The 17,130-nt window shown below is 69.9% G+C and carries 16 protein-coding genes and 1 pseudogene; 10 read left to right on the top strand and 7 right to left on the bottom strand.

Features of this window, described 5'->3' with window-relative positions; all coding sequences use genetic code 11:
• The first annotated feature begins 78 nt into the window (after positions 1-78).
• The 5 genes from Apa02nite_RS37055 to Apa02nite_RS37035 all read left to right on the top strand — a co-directional run bounded on the left by Apa02nite_RS37055 (position 79) and on the right by Apa02nite_RS37035 (position 7,114).
• Positions 79-1,392 (top strand): ABC transporter substrate-binding protein, encoded by a 1,314-nt coding sequence (locus tag Apa02nite_RS37055; RefSeq protein WP_203829196.1) that lies wholly within the window; start codon positions 79-81, stop codon positions 1,390-1,392.
• A complete protein-coding gene (locus Apa02nite_RS37050; RefSeq protein ID WP_232344519.1) occupies positions 1,389-2,252 on the top strand; it encodes a carbohydrate ABC transporter permease in 864 nt (287 codons plus the stop codon). Before Apa02nite_RS37055 ends, Apa02nite_RS37050 begins: the two co-directional genes overlap by 4 nt.
• Positions 2,249-3,070 (top strand): carbohydrate ABC transporter permease, encoded by an 822-nt coding sequence (locus Apa02nite_RS37045; RefSeq protein WP_203829195.1) that lies wholly within the window; start codon positions 2,249-2,251, stop codon positions 3,068-3,070. Before Apa02nite_RS37050 ends, Apa02nite_RS37045 begins: the two co-directional genes overlap by 4 nt.
• A 14-nt stretch (positions 3,071-3,084) precedes the next feature.
• On the top strand, positions 3,085-5,493 hold the full coding sequence (locus tag Apa02nite_RS37040; RefSeq protein ID WP_203829194.1) for a glycoside hydrolase family 2 protein: 2,409 nt from the start codon (positions 3,085-3,087) through the stop codon (positions 5,491-5,493).
• A 94-nt stretch (positions 5,494-5,587) separates the two neighbouring features.
• Positions 5,588-7,114: a GGDEF domain-containing protein gene (locus Apa02nite_RS37035; RefSeq protein ID WP_203829193.1), complete on the top strand. Its 1,527-nt coding sequence runs from the start codon at positions 5,588-5,590 to the stop codon at positions 7,112-7,114.
• 17 nt (positions 7,115-7,131) lie between these two features.
• On the opposite strand, the gene Apa02nite_RS37030 is transcribed toward Apa02nite_RS37035, so the two are convergent.
• Positions 7,132-8,508, bottom strand: coding sequence for a glycosyl hydrolase (locus Apa02nite_RS37030; protein WP_239164799.1), 1,377 nt, complete (start codon positions 8,506-8,508; stop codon positions 7,132-7,134).
• Between the two features lie 285 nt (positions 8,509-8,793).
• On the opposite strand from Apa02nite_RS37030, the gene Apa02nite_RS37025 reads away from it, so the two are divergent.
• Positions 8,794-9,621 (top strand): LacI family DNA-binding transcriptional regulator, encoded by an 828-nt coding sequence (locus Apa02nite_RS37025; protein WP_203829191.1) that lies wholly within the window; start codon positions 8,794-8,796, stop codon positions 9,619-9,621.
• A 399-nt stretch (positions 9,622-10,020) separates the two neighbouring features.
• Here the strand turns inward: Apa02nite_RS37025 and Apa02nite_RS37020 are convergent, their stop codons facing one another.
• A complete protein-coding gene (locus Apa02nite_RS37020; protein WP_203829190.1) occupies positions 10,021-11,121 on the bottom strand; it encodes a zinc-dependent alcohol dehydrogenase family protein in 1,101 nt (366 codons plus the stop codon).
• A 78-nt stretch (positions 11,122-11,199) separates the two neighbouring features.
• Complete coding sequence (gene cspE / locus Apa02nite_RS37015) at positions 11,200-11,403, bottom strand: transcription antiterminator/RNA stability regulator CspE (protein ID WP_067698474.1); 204 nt, start codon at positions 11,401-11,403, stop codon at positions 11,200-11,202.
• A gap of 308 nt (positions 11,404-11,711) precedes the next feature.
• On the opposite strand from cspE, the gene Apa02nite_RS37010 reads away from it, so the two are divergent.
• The 3 genes and pseudogenes from Apa02nite_RS37010 to Apa02nite_RS52565 form a co-directional block, all read left to right on the top strand.
• Positions 11,712-12,593 (top strand): dioxygenase family protein, encoded by an 882-nt coding sequence (locus Apa02nite_RS37010; RefSeq protein ID WP_203829189.1) that lies wholly within the window; start codon positions 11,712-11,714, stop codon positions 12,591-12,593.
• A complete protein-coding gene (locus tag Apa02nite_RS37005) occupies positions 12,590-13,300 on the top strand; it encodes an alpha/beta hydrolase (RefSeq protein WP_203829188.1) in 711 nt (236 codons plus the stop codon). The genes Apa02nite_RS37010 and Apa02nite_RS37005 overlap by 4 nt, the downstream gene beginning before the upstream one ends.
• A 43-nt stretch (positions 13,301-13,343) precedes the next feature.
• A pseudogene (locus tag Apa02nite_RS52565) lies at positions 13,344-13,523 on the top strand (hypothetical protein); the annotation flags it as partial.
• On the opposite strand, the gene Apa02nite_RS37000 reads toward Apa02nite_RS52565, so the two are convergent.
• Positions 13,497-13,637: a hypothetical protein gene (locus Apa02nite_RS37000; protein ID WP_203829187.1), complete on the bottom strand. Its 141-nt coding sequence runs from the start codon at positions 13,635-13,637 to the stop codon at positions 13,497-13,499. The pseudogene Apa02nite_RS52565 and the gene Apa02nite_RS37000 overlap by 27 nt on opposite strands.
• A 72-nt stretch (positions 13,638-13,709) precedes the next feature.
• On the opposite strand from Apa02nite_RS37000, the gene map reads away from it, so the two are divergent.
• Positions 13,710-14,474 (top strand): type I methionyl aminopeptidase, encoded by a 765-nt coding sequence (map, locus tag Apa02nite_RS36995; RefSeq protein WP_203829186.1) that lies wholly within the window; start codon positions 13,710-13,712, stop codon positions 14,472-14,474.
• Between the two features lies 1 nt (position 14,475).
• Here map and Apa02nite_RS36990 read toward each other — a convergent pair whose 3' ends face one another.
• The 3 genes from Apa02nite_RS36990 to Apa02nite_RS36980 form a co-directional block, all read right to left on the bottom strand.
• Entirely contained in the window at positions 14,476-14,973 is a 498-nt protein-coding gene (locus Apa02nite_RS36990) for a MarR family winged helix-turn-helix transcriptional regulator (RefSeq protein WP_067705473.1), read from the bottom strand.
• 143 nt (positions 14,974-15,116) lie between these two features.
• Positions 15,117-15,449 carry a hypothetical protein gene (locus Apa02nite_RS36985; RefSeq protein ID WP_203829185.1) on the bottom strand — a complete coding sequence of 111 codons (333 nt, stop codon included), beginning with the start codon at positions 15,447-15,449 and terminating at the stop codon, positions 15,117-15,119.
• Between the two features lie 49 nt (positions 15,450-15,498).
• Positions 15,499-16,878 carry a S28 family serine protease gene (locus Apa02nite_RS36980; protein ID WP_203829184.1) on the bottom strand — a complete coding sequence of 460 codons (1,380 nt, stop codon included), beginning with the start codon at positions 16,876-16,878 and terminating at the stop codon, positions 15,499-15,501.
• Between the last annotated feature and the right edge of the window lie 252 nt (positions 16,879-17,130).

Raw genomic sequence — 17,130 nt, 5'->3', positions numbered from 1 at the left:
ATCTAATCTTGACAGCGCTGTAACGGCCGTCTCATGCTGGGCGCGCCTCACCGACCTCTTCAGCGGACGGATTCCAGCATGATCAATAGAAGGCACTTCCTCGGTCTCGGCACGGTGGCAGCGCTCGCCCTGGTGACCGGCTGCACCGGCGGCGCCGGCAGCGAGGACACCGGCACGACCGGCGACTTCTCCGGCGAGGTCAAGGGCTCGATCACGGTCCTGACCAACCGGACCGACCTGGTCGATACGACGTTCAAGGAGTACGTCGCGGCCTTCGAGGCCAAGTTCCCCGGTACGAAGGTCACCTTCGAGGGCGTCACGAACTACGACAACGACGTCACCACCCAGCTCAGCGGCGGCGACTACGGCGACGTGCTGCTGATCCCCAGCACCGTCGCGCTGGACCAGTACGGCCAGTTCTTCGAGCCGCTCGGCACCGACGCGGAGTTGAAGGCCAAGTACCGGTTCACCAGCCCGGCCACCTACCAGGGCAAGGTCTACGGGCTCTCGCTCGGCGGGATCGCCAAGGGCTTCGTGGTCAACAAGCGGATCTGGGCGCAGGCCGGGGTCACCGCGCCGCCGAAGACGCCGGAGGAGTTCCTCGCCGGGCTCGCGGCGGTCGCCAAGACCGGCGCCGTCCCGTACTACACCAACTACAAGGACGCCTGGCCGCTCGGCGAGTGGAACAGCCAGCGGGCCGTCCTGGCCGACCCGGCGATCAACGACAAGTTCCCGGCCGACGCCAGCCCCTGGCAGCCCGGCAAGATCGCGTACCTCGCCGACGGGCTGCTCTACGACGTGGTGAACCGCAAGCTCAGCGAGAAGGACCCGCTGACCACGAACTGGGAAGGGTCCAAGCCGATGCTGGCCACCGGCAAGACCGCGGCCATGCTGCTCGGCTCGTGGGCGGTCCCGCAGATCCAGGAGGCCGCGAAGGCCGCCGGCGCGAACCCGGACGACATCGGCCTCTGGCCGTTCCCGTACCAGACCGGCGGCAAGTTCCACGCCGCGATCGACGGGGACAAGATGGCCGCGGTCAGCAAGAACTCGAAGAACAAGGCGACCGCCAAGGCGTTCCTGGACTGGTTCGTCAACGACTCCGGCTTCGCCACCGACCAGCAGGCCATCCCGCCGGCGATCAGCCAGCCGCTGCCGGCCGCGCTGCAGGCGTTCACCGGCACCGGCGTCGAGCTGCTGGAGGTCCCGGCGGCGGTCACCAACTCCGGCAAGGAAGACGAGATCATCAAGGAGTCGGAGATCGACCTCAAGGGCGAGATCTACCGGCAGAAGCTGATCGACATCGCTCGCGGCGCGGCCAAGGGTGACAAGGACTCGTACTTCGCCGAGCTGAACAAGCGGTGGGGTGCCGCTCAGTCCCAGGTCATGAAGTGATCGCTCGCAGCCGGCCGTGGTGGTACCTGGCGCCCGCGCTGATCCTGCTGATCACGTTCACCTACGTGCCGGTCGGCAACATGCTCTGGTACAGCTTCCACAAGTGGGACGGCCTGGACGTCACGATGGACCCGGTCGGCTTCGCCAACTACGTCCGGGTCTTCACCGACGAGCAGTACTGGCGGGTGTTCCTGGTCAGCCTGTACTACTTCGTGGCGTCGTTCGCGCAGATCGCGATCGCGCTGTACTTCGCGGTGGTGCTCTCGTTCAACGTCCGGTTCAAGAACCTGTTCAAGGGCATCCTGTTCTTCCCGTACCTGCTCAACGGGGTCGCGGTCGGCTTCGTCTTCCTGTACCTGTTCCAGCCGGACGGCACCCTCGACACCCTGATGCGCTTCGTCGGCCTGGGCGAGCACACCCGGCTCTGGCTGGGCGACCCGGACATCGCGAACTTCTCGCTGGCCGGCACGTCGGTGTGGCGGTTCACCGGGCTCAACTTCGTGCTGTTCCTCGGTGCGATCCAGTCGATCCCCGGTGAGATCTACGAGGCCGCCGAGATCGACGGCGCGAACCGGTGGCACCAGTTCCGGCACATCATCGCGCCCGGGATCCGCCGCATCATCAGCCTGTCCTTCATCCTGGCGGTCTCCGGCAGCCTCGCGGTCTTCGAGATCCCGTTCATCATGACCGGCGGCGCGAACGGCACCCGCACGTTCGTGGTCCAGGCGTACCAGACCGCGTTCCAGTTCCGGCAGATCGGCCTGGCCTCGGCCATGGCGGTGGTGCTGCTGCTGATCGTGCTGCTGCTCACCTGGATCCAGCGCCGGATCCTGCCTGACGACGAGGTGACGCTGACATGAGCAAGCTCCTCCGCGCCGCGAAGTACGCGTCTCTCGTGCTGGCCTCGCTGGTGGTGCTCGTCCCGCTGGTGGTGGTGTTGTTCGCCGCGCTCAAGACGCACGCCGAATACAACGCCACCGGCCCGCTCACCCCGCCACGGAACTGGTTCAACTTCCACAACTTCGCGGTGGCGTGGACCGCCGGCAACATGCTGCGCGGCTTCTGGAACACCACGATCATCCTGGTGGTGTCGCTGACCGGCACGGTCGTGATCGGCACCCTGGCGGCGTACGCGGTCAGCCGGTTCACGTTCCGCTTCAAGCGCGCGGTGCTCGGGCTGTTCCTGGTCGCGGCGCTGGTGCCCGGGGTCACCACCCAGGTGGCCACGTTCCAGATCGTCAAGTCGCTGGGCCTGGTCAACACGCAGTGGTCGGCGATCGTGCTGTTCATGGGCACCGACATCGTGTCGATCTACATCTTCATCCAGTTCATGCAGTCGATCCCGCAGAGCCTGGACCAGGCCGCGATGATCGACGGCGCGAACCGGTTCACCATCTACCGCAAGATCATCCTCCCGCTGATGAAGCCGGCCATCGCCACCGTGGTGATCATCAAGGGCATCGCCGTCTACAACGAGTTCTACATCCCGTTCCTCTACCTGCGATCGCCCGATCTCAGCGTCATCTCGACCGCGCTGTTCCGGTTCAAGGGCCCCTACGGAGCGCAGTGGGAGACGATCGCCGCCTGCACGATGATCGTCCTCCTGCCGACCATGGTGATCTTCCTGCTGCTGCAGCGCTTCATCTACAACGGCATCACCGCCGGTGCCACCAAGTGACGGGGGAACCCACCATGATCTCCAAGCAGGACCTGGGCGGCGCGTGGACGCTGCGCGGCGCCGACCACGAGCTACCCGCGACGGTGCCCGGCTGTGTGCACACCGACCTGCTCGCCGCCGGCGCGATCCCGGACCCGTTCCTCGACGACAACGAGACGACGGTGGGCTGGGTCGGGCGCGCCGACTGGGCGTACCGGCGCGACATCGCCTGGGACGGGCCCGCGCACGAGCGGATCGACCTGGTCTTCGACGGTCTGGACACGGTCGCGGCCGTCGCGCTGGGCGGCACCCCGCTCGGCGCGACCCGCAACATGCACCGCGGTTACCGCTACGACGTCACCGCGCTGCTCGACGGCTCGCCGCAGCCGCTGGACGTGCTGTTCACCTCGGCGTACACCGAGGCCGACCGGGTCCGTGAGCTGCTCGGGGAGCGTGCCAACGCGTACCCTGAGCCGTTCAACTTCATCCGCAAGATGGCCTGCAGCTTCGGCTGGGACTGGGGTCCCACGCTGGTCACCGCCGGCATCTGGCGGCCGGTCCGCCTCGAGGGCTGGAGCGTCGCCCGCCTCGCCACGGTCCGTCCGCTGGCCACCTGGTCCGACGGCGCGGGCCGGCTGGACCTGACGATCGAGGCCGAGCGCCTGCACGACGTGCCGCTGTCCGTGCGGGTCCTGCTGGACGGCCGCGAGGTGGCACGCGGCGAGATGCCGCCCGGCGCCTCCCGGTTGCCTCTCTCCGCAAACCCCGATTTTGTACGACAATGGGCCCCGATCGGCTACGGCTCCCAGCCCCTGTACGACCTCACCGTCGAACTGTCCGCGGGTGACGTGCTGCTGGACCGCTGGCAGCGGCGCACCGGGTTCCGCACGGTCACCATCGACCGGGGCCCGGACGCGGCCGGCTCCCGCTTCGTCATCGAGATCAACGGCGAGCCGGTGCTGGTCAAGGGCGTGAACTGGATCCCGGACGACATCTTCCCGGCCCGGATGACCCGGGCGCGCTACGAACTCCGGCTGCGGGAGGCGGCCGCCGCCGGTGTCAACCTGATCCGGGTGTGGGGCGGCGGCATCTACGAGGACCGTGCCTTCTACGAGGTCTGCGACGAACTCGGCCTGCTGGTCTGGCAGGACTTCCTGTTCGCCTGCGCCGACTATCCCGAGGAGGAGCCACTGTTCTCCGAGGTGGTCGCCGAGGCCCGGGAGAACGTGACCCGCCTCGCCCCGCACCCCAGCCTGATCACGTGGAGCGGCAACAACGAGAACCTGTGGCTGCACGGCGCGATGGGCTGGAGCGACGAGGCGAGCTGGGGTGAGCGGTACTACCTGGAGACGCTCCCGGCGATCGTCGCCGACCTCGACCCGTCGCGCCCCTACCAGGCCGGCAGCCCCTGGTCGGGCTCCTGGGACCACCTGCCCAACGACACCGATCACGGCACGTTCCACTCGTGGGAGGTGTGGAACCGCGAGGACTACCTCAACTACCGCGACTCGGCGCCCCGGTTCGTCGCCGAGTTCGGCTGGCAGGCGCCGCCGGCGTGGACCACGCTGCGCGACGCGGTCTCCGACGACCCGATGCTGCCGGACTCGCCGGGCGTGCTGCACCACCAGAAGGCCGAGGACGGCAACGGCAAGCTGGCCCGCGGGCTGGCCCCGCACTTCGGCACGCCGTCGAGCACCGAGGCCTGGCACTACCTGACCCAGCTGAACCAGGTACGCGCGATCCGGGCCGGGGTCGAGCACTGGCGCTCGTACTGGCCGCACACCGGTGGCAGCATCCTCTGGCAGCTCAACGACCTGTGGCCGGTCACCTCGTGGGCGGCGATCGATGGGGCCGGGCGGTACAAGCCGCTCTACTTCGAGCTCGCCACCCTGCACGCGGCGCGCGGCCTGACCGTGCAACCGCGCGACGGTGGCCTGGTGGTGGCGGTGCTCAACGACAGCCCCGCGGGGTGGGCCGGCCGGCTCGCCGTGCACCGGCGGACCACCGGCGGGGAGCTGCGGGCCGCGTGGGCGGTGCCGGTCGAGGTCGAGGCCCGGCAGGTCACGCTGGTGGAGATCCCGCGCGACGTGACCACGATCGGCGACGGCGAGTTCCTGGTGGCCGAGTTGGATCAGGCCAGGGCGCTCTGGTTCGCCGTACCGGACAAGGATTTTCCCCATCCTGACGCGGCCCTGACGGTGACCGCGAACCCGGTGCCCGGCGGTCTCGATGTGCTGATCCGGGCCGACGGCCTGGCGCGGGACGTGCTGCTGCAGGCCGACCGGATCCACCCGGAGGCGGTCGCCGACCGCGGCTTCCTCACCCTGCTGCCCGGTGAGTCGGCGACGGTCCGGGTGCGTGGCCCGGTCGAGCTGGACCCGGCGCTGGTCAAGGCGCCATGGGTGGTCACCGACCTGGCCACGGTCCTCGCCGGGGACGAGTAGAGCTCAAGGGTGCCGTCTGCGGGCGGCACCCTTTTCTCATTCCGCAGCCATGTCTGCCGATGGGCACCTCGACGCGACGAGGAGGCACCTGCGGATGCTGCGAACGCACGGGCGGGCCGGTCACCTCCTGCCCACCGCGATCTCCGGCGTCCTGGCGCTGCTCAGCATCGTGTGGTTCGCCGCCAACGCGCCCGGTGAGGCCGGCCCGGGCTGGCTGGGGTGGATCTTCGCGCCGCTGGTCATCGTGGTCAACCAGCTCCAGCTGCGGCGGTTGACCCGCAACCCGGAGCTGTCCGCCGAGGGACGTCGATTCTGGCGGCTGCTGGCCGTCGCCCAGTTCGTGATCGTGGCCGCCGTCCTGGTCACCGGGTGGGACACCCTCGTCGAGCCGCAGACGGTGACGCTCGCCGGGCCGGCGAACGGACTGTTCGGCTGCGCGATCCTGGTCGTGCTCTGGGCGCTGCTCCGGCTGCCGGCCCGCATCCCGATCCGGGGCACCGCCGTGGTGCGGTTCGGCCTGGACGCCGCCGTGGTGATGCTGACCGTCGGGCTGTTCGGCTGGTACCTGTACTTCCGCAACTTCAACGAGCTGGTCTCGGCGGTCGGCTCGGCCGGGCCGGTGATGGGGCTGATGCTCTTCGCGTGCGCGGCCGCCCTGGCGTTCAGCAAGCTCGCCATCGCCGGCGCGCGCGGCGTCGACCGGCGCACCATGTACTTTCTCGGCTGCTGCGTGGTCGTCTCGTCGCTGGTCGGCGGTCTGCTGCCGCGGCTGGCCGCCCGGCCCGACCTCAACGCGATCGCGGTCAGTGTGCCGCTGACGTTCTTCCTGTTCAGCCTGACGATCGAACGGGAACGTACGCTGCTCGGGCAGACCGCGCCGGACCGCACGCCACGCCGCCCGTTCAGCCTGGCCCCGTACCTCGCCGTCGCCGCCACGGACGGGCTGCTGTTGCACACCGGCGGCCGGTCCACGGTGGTCACGATCGTCGGGGTCACACTTACCGCGATCGTCGTCGGCCGGCAGATCCTGGCGTTCTACGACAACGCCCGGCTGCTGCGCGAGCTCGACGCCAGCCTCGGCGACCTGCGCGCGGCGCAACACCAGCTTGCCCACCAGGCCAGCCACGACGCACTCACCGGCCTGGCCAACCGGCGGCTGTTCGAGGAACGCCTGAACGCCGCGTTGGCCTCCGGCGAGCCGGCCGCCGTCGCGCTGATCGACCTGGACGACTTCAAGGGCGTCAACGACACGCTCGGCCACCACGTCGGCGACGAACTGCTGATCACCGTCGGTCAGCGGCTGCGTTCCGCGGTCGGTGCCGGAGATCTGGTCGCCCGGCTCGGTGGCGACGAGTTCGCCCTGCTGCTCGGGCCGGAATCGGCCGCCGACGCCGGCGGGGTGCTGACCCGGGTGTCCGCGGCGGTGTCGGCGCCGGTCGCTGTCGGGCGCCATGAGCTGCCGGTCGGGTGCAGCGTGGGGCTGGCCGTGAGCTGGCCGGACGCCGGCCCGGGCGAGTTGCTGCGCCGGGCCGACGTCGCCATGTACGCGTCCAAGGGGGCGGGGAAGGGCCGCAGCTCGCTGTACCAGCCGGCCATGGATCACACCGCGCAGGCCGCGTGACTTCTTCTCTTACCTGATCAGACCGGCAGGGTGAAGTCCTGGTTGACCTTGCCGTTGCACGTCCACAGCTGCAGCCGCGTCCCGTTCGCGCTCGCCTCGCCCACCACGTCCAGGCACTTGCCCGAACCGACGTTCACCAGGTCCTTGGTGGTCGCGTTGTACGTGAAGCGCTGGGCGTTGCCGGCGTCGCAGGCGTACATCTGGATCTTCGTGCCGTCAGCGGTACCGGACGCCGTGACGTCCAGGCACTTGCCGAGCGCCCGGAGGGTGCCGTCGGCACCGACGGTCCACTGCTGAGCCGTGCCGTTGGTGTCACACGTGTAGATCTGCACCACGGTCGCGGCGTCGAGGCACTTGTTCGCGGCCACCGCCCGAATCTTCCCGCTCGTGGCGCCCGGCGCTGCCGTGGCTGTCCCGCCAGCCAGGTTGATCTCACCCTGGTTGAGGACGCGGGGCAGGTAGTACGCGGTCTGGATCTCCGTGTTCGTGTTGAGACTGCGCAGCTGCTCCGACCAGATCATGAAGTACGCCCACTGCGGCTGACTGCTCAGCAGCGCCGCGGTCGGCAGCTTGCCCATCTCGGCGATCGCGATCGGCTTGCTGCCGTCGATCGCCCGCAGCTGCTGATAGTCGGCCGCCGAGGGGTAGTTCTTGTACCAGGCGTCGAGCGACACCACGTCGGCGTAGGTGCTGCCCGGGTAGTACTGCGCCCAGTTCGCGGTGGGGTTGTCCTGGACGTTCCAGACCCAGATCAGGTTGTCCAGGCCCTGGCTGTCGAAGTAGTCCTTCATCTGCTGGTAGATCTTGGCGCCGCCGTTGGTGCCGGGCCGGCCACCCCACCAGTTCCAGGTCTCGTTCATCTCGTGGAACGGCCGCCAGAGCACCGGGATCCCGGCGTCCTTGAGCTGCTTGAGATACGGGACGACGGCGGCCATCCGGTTACGCCAGGTGGTGTTGAGCGCGGTGCCGCCGGTGACGATCTCCTGGAACTGCGCGTCGGAGATCTTCGTGCTCACACCGCCGGTGAACGCGCAGCTCTCGCCGACGGTCGGCGAGCAGGCGTGCCAGGTCAGCGCGACCAGCGAACCCTTGGCCCACTGCGCCTTGGCCTGGTCGACGACCCGCTGGCGGTTGGCCACGTCCGCCGGGTTGAACATCATGTCGCCGCCCCACAGGCCCGGCCACTGGCCGGTCACGTCGAAGGCCTGCTGGCTGTACTGCAGCGGCGCGCTGGCGGGCTCCTTGTTGTGCTGGCCGCTGACGATCGCGGTGCCGCTGATCGACTTCAGGTAGCTGAGCACCGTCGCCTTGCTGGTCACCGCGAACGCGTCGGCGTTCTCGGCGGTGCGGATCATGGCGGCGCCCAGCAGCAGCGCCGCGACGACGGTGGTCACAACGGAAACGGTGCGGGTGCGTCGGGTGACTTTCATCGGTTCCTCGGGGGAGAGGGGGAAGAGATCTCCCGCCAGCATCACCGCGTGATCACCGCGAATCAATCGATAGATTACTAATTTAAGGATATTTAAGATCGGGCTGGCCGGCGCGGCCGGGCCTGTCGCGGTCTTGACGGTGCGATCGGTCTTGTCGGTGCGGCCGGGCCTGTCGCGGTCTTGTCGGTGCGGCCGGGCCTGTCGCGGTCGCGGTACCGTATCGCCGGGCGAGCAGAACCGGAGGCAGTGGTGGCACAGGCACAACGGCGGGTCGGCCTGGTGCTGGCACGTGCGTCGCGGGTGTTCGGCGAGGAGCCGTATTACCACGAGTTCCTCGAGGGCCTGGAGCGTGTGCTCACCCCGGCCGGCGTCTCGGTGCTGGTCAAGGTCGTCACCGACCGGGACGCCGAGTGCGAGACCTACGAACGGTGGGCGGCCGGCGCGCAGGTCGACGGTGTCGTGCTGGTCGACCTGTCACCCGAGGACGACCGGGTCGCCCTGGTGCACCGGCTGGGCCTGCCGGCCGTAGTGCTCGGTGCCCCGTCCACGGCGTCCGGCCTGCCGACGGTGTGGACCGATGACGCCGGGTTCGCCCGGGAGGCGGTCCGGCTGCTGGCCGAGGGTGGGCACGAGGTGATCGGGCACATCAGCGGGCCGATGTCGTTCGCGCACACCCAACTGCGTCGCGAGGGCGCCGAGGCCGAGGCCGCCGCGCGCGGCCTGCGGTTGCTGCAGGCCGAGGGCGATTATTCGTACGAGTCGGGGCGCGCACAGACCGGCGGCCTGCTCACCGGCGGCGCGACCGCGTTCGTCTGCGACAACGACCTGATGGCCCTGGCGGTGCTCGACGAGCTGCGCGAGCGCGGTGTCAAGGTGCCGCAGGACGTCTCGGTGGTCGCCTGGGACGACTCGACGCTGTGCCAGCTGGCGGTCCCGGCGCTGTCCGCGATGAGCCACGACGTGGGCCGGATCGGCGAGCTGGCAGCCCGAGCGCTCCTCGACGCGCTGGCCGGCGCCGAGCCCACGGTCTACCAGGCCCCCACCGCCCACTTCGTAGCCCGCGAAAGCACCCGCTAGCACCCCCGCGCGTCGCATGTGAAGTCGAGGCGCGCCCGCACCGTAAGTCCCCACGCCCGGGCTGACCCCGCGTTGTGTGTGGAGTTGTGGCGCGCTGCGCGCCGTAAGTCCCCACGTTCGGGCTGACCCCGTGTTGTGTGTGGAGTTGTGGTGCGCTACGCGCCGTAAGTCCCCACGTTCGGGTGGCGCCGTGTTGTGTGTGGAGTTGTGGTGCGCTGCGCACCGTAAGTCCCCACGTTCGGGCTGGCGCCGCGTTGTGTGTGAAGTTGTGGCGCGCTCCGCACCGAAAGTCCCCACGCTCGAAGTGGCCCCGCGTTGTGTGTGAAGTTGTGGTGCGCTGCGCGCCGAAAGTCCCCACGCTCGGGCTGGCGCCGCGCTGTGTGTGGAGTTGCGGTCGGGTCAGGGGCGGGTTGGGTCGAGCATTGTCATGCCGGCCACCGTGGCCTGATCGAAATCGGGCAGCACGGCAGCCGCCTCGGCCAGGCCGATGATGCGCTCGATCAGGCGTTGCGGCTGCAACGAGCCGTCCGCGATCAGTGCCATCATGGCCGGGTAGTCGGCCGCCGCCATACCGTGGCTGCCGAGCAGGTCGAGTTCCCAGGCGATCACCCGGGCCATCGGTACCCGCGGGTGGCCGTCGACCGGGGGCAGCAGGCCGACCTGGACGTGCCGGCCCCGGCGGCGCAGGCTGAGGATCGCGTCGGCGCAGGTCTGCTCGCTGCCGACCGCGTCGACCGCGACGTGGCTACCACCACCGGTGATGCCGGCCACCGCGGCCGGGATGTCGACGACGCCGCTGTCGACCGCCGGGATGTCGAGGGCGCCGCCACTGTCGGTGCCGGCGGCGCGGCTGCTGGTGAGCAGGGTGTGTTCGGCGCCCAGGGCGGCGGCGAGCGCGAGGGCTTCCGGGTTCCGGTCGACCGCGATCACCCGGCCGCCGAGCGCGCGGGCGATCATCACGGCGCTGAGTCCCACCCCGCCCGCCCCCAGCACGGTCACCCACTCGCCTTCCGTCACCCGGGCGCGGCCGGCCAGGGCGCGATACGCCGTGGCGAACCGGCAGCCGAGTGCGGCCGCAGTGACGAAGTCCACCCGTTCGGGGAGCGCGATCAGGTTGGTGTCGGCCGCGTGCAGGGCGACGTATTCGGCGAACGAACCCCAGTGGGTGAATCCGGGCTGCTGCTGGGCGGGGCAGATCTGGGCCTGACCGGTCCGGCACCACTCGCAGCGCCCGCAGCCGCAGACGAACGGGACGGTGACCCGGTCGCCGGCCCGCCAGCGTTCGACCCCGGCGCCGACCGAGGCGACCACGCCAGCGAGTTCGTGGCCGGGCACGTGCGGGAAGGTGATCTCGTCGTGGCCGGCCCAGCCGTGCCAGTCACTGCGGCACATGCCGGTCGCCAGCACCCGGACGACCACACCGCCGTCCGGGGCGATGGGTTCGGGGACGTCACGAACCTCCGGCCGGGCCCGGACGGTGTCGATCACTACGGCGCGCACCAGGACATCCTGTCAAGGCCCGGGAAACGCCAAACGGCGACCCGCTCGAAAGCGGGCCGCCGTTCAGAGAGCTAAAGCTCAGAGCGGGCGGATGTTCTCCGCCTGCAGGCCCTTCTGGCCCTGGGTGACGTCGAACTCGACCTTCTGGTTCTCGTCGAGGCTGCGGAAGCCGCTCGACGCGATCGCAGAGAAGTGGGCGAAGACGTCAGCGCCGCCGTCGTCCGGGGTGATGAAGCCGAAGCCCTTGTCGGCGTTGAACCACTTCACGGTGCCTGTAACCATTGTCTGCTCCTTCGCAGGTGTTCAAGACCACACTATGCGGTCCCTTGCGCCGCTGCGTTGATGACCCGCGTCGGAACCGACACGAAAAACGAAAAAAGCGCCCGATGGTTTAGATAACCCATCAGGCGCCCAAAAACGTCTACGGAAATCAAAACTGCAACGAGGTCACGCTAGCACAGGATCCCGGCCCTGTCTGATCTTGCCCCGATCGAGTGTCGGGTCACACCGCACCGAAGAAAGTTGTCGCTACAACAAGCCTGCCGTACGGTGTTAGTTGTAGCAACAACCAATGCTTCCGAGGAGTCGTCATGACCAGCACGACTGCGGCCGCGGACCGGCGCATCCCCGCTCAGCACCCGTTCGCCGCCCACCTGCGCCGCGCCGCCGCCGCTCCCGCCCACCGGGCCTGGACGCCGGACGACGGGCCGCTGCCGAGCCTCTACATCAGCCACGGCGCGCCGATGCTGTTCGAGATGACCGACTGGATGACCCAGCTGCACAGCTGGGCGCGGGCGCTGCCCAAGCCCAAGGCGGTCCTGATCGTCAGCGCGCATTGGGAGTCCGCGCCGCTGAGCCTCAGCAGCACCCGGCCCAGCGACCTGGTCTACGACTTCGGCGGCTTCGACCCGATGTACCACCGGATGCGCTACGACACGCCGGCCGCCACCGAGCTGGCCGCCCAGGTCGCGAAGCTGATGCCGGACGCCGAGCCGGTCCACGAGCACCGCAGCCGCGGGCTCGACCACGGCGCGTGGGTCCCGCTGAAGATCATGTACCCGGACGCCGACATCCCGGTCCTGCAGCTGAGCATGCCCACCCACGACCCCGACCGGCTGATGAATCTCGGACGGCGGCTGCGGGCGCTGCGCGAGTCCGGCGTTCTGGTGATCGGCTCCGGCTACATGACGCACGGCCTGCCGTTCATCGACTGGAACAACCTCGACAAGGTGCCCGGTTGGTCCTCGGACTTCGACAACTGGGCCGCCGACGCGCTGACCCGCTGTGCGGTCGACGAGCTCGCCGACTTCCGGTCGCGGGCGCCCGGTATGCCGTACGCGCACCCGACCGTGGAGCACTTCACGCCGCTGTTCGTCACGCTCGGCGCGGCCACCGACCCGGCCGCGCCGCCGGTCACCACGATCGACGGTTACGCCCTCGGGCTGGCCAAGCGTTCGCTGCAGGCGGCATGAGCCCCGGGTTCGCGGCGCCGGTCGTCGCCACGGCCGGCTCGGCCGATCCGTCGGCACCGTTGATCGTGCTGCTGCACGGCCGCGGGTCGCACGAGAAGGAGATCCTCTCGCTGGCCGATCATCTGCCGGCCCATTTCGCGTACGCGGCGGTCCGCGCCCCGATCGCGGCCGGCGGCGGGTATGCCTGGTTCGCCAACCGGGGCATCGGCAGGCCGATCGCCGAGTCGCTGCGCGCGACCATGGACTGGTTCACCGGCTGGCTCGCCACGGTCGCGCCGGCCGGGCGACCGGTGGTGCTGGTCGGCTTCAGCGGTGGCGCCGCGTTCGCCGGTGGGCTGATCCTGGACGAGCCGTCGCGCTACGCGGGCGCCGCGATCCTCTACGGCACGCTGCCGTTCGACGCGGGAGTGCCGACCACGCCGGCCCGGCTCACCGGGCTTCCGGTGCTGGTCGCGCAGGGCGAGCACGACACGGTGATCCCGCGGGAGCTGCTCGACCGCACGTGGGATTACCTGCTCGGCGAGTCCGGTGCGCCGGCGGTCGCCCGTCGTGATCCGGTCGGCCACGGCCTGGCCGCTCCCGCCGTGCAGACGCTCGCCGAGTGGCTCCAGGACCACCTGGACCGGCCTGCCGGACGGCGACCTGCCGGCGCGCAGCGGACCGCGGCCCCGGGTCAGCGGCGCGATCCCGCGGTAGCGGGAGAGTGACAACGCCCCGGCCGGGCTGCAGGAACAGCTCTTCGCCCGGATCATGGCACTGGCCGGGGTGACCAGCGGCCCGTCGGCGATCTCGGTGCCCGGCACTCGCGGGTTCCGCCTCGAGGCGTCGCATCCGGCCGGTGACGACGTTGTCATCGTGCCCCGGGCCGGCGAGTTCGCTCACCTGCACCCGGAGTTCGACGGCTCACCGCACGTGGCGCTGCCGCCCGCGCTGGTCGCCGATCTGGTGGCCGAACGGTGGAGTGCGGCTGACCCCGGGGATGGTGATGGTCTTCGGCCCGCGCGACGACGCCGAGCTGTCCATCGTGGCCGGCGTCGTCGCCACCAGCCACGCCTGGGCTCTGGAGGGTGGGTCTCTCCAGCGGGTGGTATAACTATACCGCTAGGGAGGCTTATCATGATCGAACTGAAGACTTCGGGCGAGATCGCCCGGATGGCCGTCACCGGGGAATTCGTCGGCGAACTGCTCGCGGAGCTGGCCGGGATGACCGCCGTCGGGGTCAACCTGATGGACCTCGAGCACCACGCCCGCGGCCGGATCAAGGAGCGGGGCGCGGTGTCGTCCTACTGGGACTACTCGCCGTCGTTCGGCCGTGGCCCGTTCCGCAACGTGCTGTGCCTGTCGGTGAACGACGCGGTGCTGCACGGGCTGCCCCGCGACTACCGGCTGCGCGACGGCGACCTGCTGAGCATCGACATGGCCGTGTCGATCGACGGCTGGGTCGCCGACTCCGCGCTCTCGGTGATCGCCGGTACGCCCGTGCCCGCCGACCTGAAGCTGATCGAGGCCACCGAGGTCGCCCTCGAGGCCGGGATCGCCGCCGCCCAGCCGGGCAACAAGATCGGTGACATCTCGGCGGCGATCGGCGGGGTCGCCCGCGAGTACGGGTACGGCGTGAGCATGGAGTTCGGCGGGCACGGCGTCGGGCGCACCATGCACGAGGCGCCGCACATCGCCAACGACGGCCGGCGCGCCCGTGGTGCCCGGCTGGAGCCCGGCCTGACGATCGCGATCGAGCCGTGGCTGTGCGCGACCACCGACAAGGTCAAGTTCGATGAGGACGGCTGGACGATCCGGTCGGCGGACGGGTCGCGGACGGCGCACTCGGAGCACACCATCGCGATCACGGAGAGCGGCCCGCAGGTGCTGACCCGGCGGTGATCTAGTTCGGCGGGTCGTAGCGCTGGTAGAGCGACTTCTTGGCCCCGTCCGGGTCGAGGCGGTGCAGGATCGCGTCGGTGATCTCGCCGAGCTGGGTGACCTGCTCGGCGGTCAGCGCGTCGATGACCGTGGCGCGCACGGTCGTCACGTGACCCGGTGCGCTTTCGAGGACCTTCTGCCAGCCCGCCTCGGTGAGCCGGGCGTTCGTGGCGCGCCGGTCCTCCGGGCACGGGAACCGTTCCAGCAGGCCACGGCCCTCCAGCCGTTGCACGACGTGTGAGAGCCGGGCCAGGGTGGCGGTGACCTGCTCGGCGAGCGCGGTCATCCGCAGGGTGTGCTCGGGCGCCTCGGAGAGCATCGCGAGCACGTAGTAGTCGAAGTGGGTGAGCCCGGCATCCCGGCGAAGCTGACTGTCCAGCGCGGCCGGCAGCAGCTCCAGAACGGCGGCGAGGCGCACCCACGCCGCCAGTTGCGCCGGGTTGAGCCCTTGGGTGTCCACCCACGCATTCTAGTTGTTTCTACAATCTTCCGGTCAATGGCGTGCGCGGTGGATCGATGCGCCGGCATCCCGCGGATCAGGGGTTGCGGACTCTCACCGCCCCGCTCCACCGCAGCACCCCTCAGGGCCGCGGCCGGGGCGTATCAGCTGCCGTCGGGTGCCAGCCAGATCGGCCCGTCCTCGGTGACCGGGCGGCCGGACAAACGGCACAGCTCCCGCACCGCGGCCGCGAAACCTTCGGCGTCCTCGTGGACGGTCACATACTCGCCCCACACCACGTCGATCTCCAGGCTCGTCGATCGCGGGTAACCCGGCGGGACGTCGAACGTCGTGAGCGTGATGCGGGTGATCTCGGCCCAGGGCAGGTTGACGACGTCGGTGACTCCGGGGCGTATCTCCGTACCGAAAAGGGACATCAGCGGGTCGGAGCGGCTGGTGACCGAGACGCCCTCGTGAGTGATCTCGATCTGTTGCATCAGCGGATGGTAGGGCGCGCCCGCCGGCGGGTGCCGGCGGGCGCGGCGGTCAGTTGATCCGGCGGCGGTCGCCGAGCATGTCGTCGAGCGGCAGGTCCAGCGGCGCGGTGGCGGTGAGGCCGGCCGGCACGTTCGCCCAGCGGCGCAGCGTCGCGGTGGCCGTGGCGGCGTTCGACGGGCTCAGCTTGGCGATGTTCGCGCCGTGGTTGGCGCCCGGGGCCACATACAGGGCGGAGTCACGCTTGCTGGGCGTGAAACGTTCCGCGCCCCACGGGTCGTTCTCGCCGTAGATGAACAGCATCCGCTCCGCGGCGGTGCGCACCCACAGGTCGACGTCGATCATCGGCAGCGGGTGGTGCGCGCGGCGCAGCTCCGGGGGCAGTGACGAGTTCGCGGTGTAGAGCCCCGGATAGTTCCGCAGCCCGCGCAGGTGCTCGAAGCGCAGGCTCGGCCAGCCCAGCTGACTGGCGGCCTGGTAGTAGTACGGCCAGTAGTACTCGAGCGCCTGGTCGGTGTAGAAGCTCCAGCCGGCGACCGTGTCGATCCAGCCGTAGATGTCGTCGTCGGTCGCGGTGGCCGCGGTCGGCACTGTCGCGCAGTCGGCGGCGGAGCTGTACTGCCAGAACGCCCACACCGCGTCCAGCACGGTCATCTCGAACGAGCGGTCGGCGGTGCCGATGGTCCGGCTGAACGTCCAGCCACCCTCGGCGGCGTCCGCCTGCAGCCGGGGCACCAGGCGGTCGCGGCGGCGCAGGGCCTCCGCCTGTACGGCGTCGAGCGCGGCCCGGCAGGCCGGTGTGCCGACCGTGTCGAAGAACTTGTCGTACGCCGTGTCAGCCGGGTTGATCACGTCGTCCGGCGCCACGTAGGCGACCACCCCGTCGACGTCACCGGGGTAGAACCGCCGGTGGTAGACCGAGGTCATCCCGCCCTTGCTGCCGCCGGTCTGGATCCAGCGTCCGGAGTAGACACTCTTGAGCGCGGTGACGATCCGGTGCTCGTCGGACGCCTCCTGCCAGATGTTCAGGTCCGACCAGTCGGCCGCCGCGGGGCGGGACGGGGTGAAGAAGCGGTGCTCGACCGACACCTGGTTCGCGTTCAGCAGCGCGGTCGGCTCGGTCTGGGTGGCGCGCGGGGTGGCGGCCAGGCCGTACCCGTTGGTGTAGAGCACGGTGGGTGACGTGTCCGAGCGGTGCAGCAGGGTCAGGCGCTGCTCGTAGGTGCCCTGCTTGGGGTGACGGTGGTCGGCGGGCTGGCGGTAGGTCAGCACGAAGAACCGGTAACCGGTGCCCGCGGTGTCGGAGACGACCGAGAGCCCGGGAATGGCGGTCAGCTGATCCAGCAGCGGGTCGTCGGCGGCGCGCGCCGGGATGGCCGGCGTCAGAACCACCAGAACGGAGGCGAGGATGGCCACGATGCGATGTCTCACGCCGGTCACCATATCGACAAGCGTCATCATCCGGTGCCCACGATCTTACGATCAAGAACAACGATCAAAAGCCTGATGTCCCCTGTGGGCGTTGCGTACAGATCGCCGCTCCCGCGGGGGCCGGGCGTGGGGATCTGGCCGCTGGCGCGTCCAGGACGATCCCCACACCCTTCATTGTCCGCCGTTGGTCCCGCTCACCCCATCAACCCCGAGCCCCGCTGGGCGCGCTTTCCGGCGTACAAGAATGGGTCC

Origin of the sequence: Actinoplanes palleronii (genome assembly GCF_016862315.1) — a bacterium.
GTDB lineage: Bacteria > Actinomycetota > Actinomycetes > Mycobacteriales > Micromonosporaceae > Actinoplanes > Actinoplanes palleronii.
This window is presented reverse-complemented; position numbering and strand designations above follow the sequence as displayed.